1 protein-coding gene is annotated in these 633 nt (G+C 48.7%); it reads right to left on the bottom strand.

The genetic code is table 11. The features are described from left to right. Window positions 1–131: 131 nt before the first annotated feature. A partial coding sequence (locus AAHB90_RS32505) for an SDR family NAD(P)-dependent oxidoreductase (protein WP_342089493.1) occupies window positions 132–633 on the bottom strand: 502 nt, incomplete at its 5' end.

The raw sequence follows: 633 nt of genomic DNA, 5'->3' as shown, positions 1-633 counted from the left end.
ACAAGCCAAAGGCCTCATGCGTTTCCGATATCGTTATGAACCGTATCAATTTGTCTTCCTTATTTTTCATCATATAAATATACCAAAACCCCGCGACTGTTTCCATTCGCAGGGTTTTAACCCTGTCACTGTTACCACGGAACAATGTTGTCTGATCCGGCATAATGGACGGGTCCGGTAAAACTTCCTGTCGGCAGGTCTTCTGACAAGGCCACCCTTATGGGCTCGATAGATCCTTCCTCCACCGTATCGGTCCCCTGGAAATTATTCAGAGCCGTTGCCGTAAAACCAGGACTTACCAGGTGTACTTTGATATGGGTATTCGCCAAATCGATCGCCAGTGAAAGGAAAACGCCATTAAGCGCAGTTTTGGATGCCCCATAGACGGCATCGAAGGCTGAGCGGTAGGGATTAGCTGGATTGGCATTCAAAATAAGAGAACCCAATGCGCTCGACACGGTCACAATCCGCGCTTTCTCAGCTTTCCTTAATAGAGGTAAAAAAGCTTGTGTCACGGCAAGCGTACCAAATACATTCGTTTCCCAGACCGTTTTCATTTCGTCGATAGGCGCGATACTGGCGCGCTGAGCTCCAAGGACCTCTTCCATGGTGCGTCCAGGTTTCCCCGCATTA

Source organism: Dyadobacter sp. OTU695, assembly GCF_038440355.1.
GTDB lineage: Bacteria > Bacteroidota > Bacteroidia > Cytophagales > Spirosomataceae > Dyadobacter.
The sequence above is the reverse complement of the archived record's forward strand: the minus strand, read 5'-3'. Positions and strand labels throughout refer to the sequence as shown.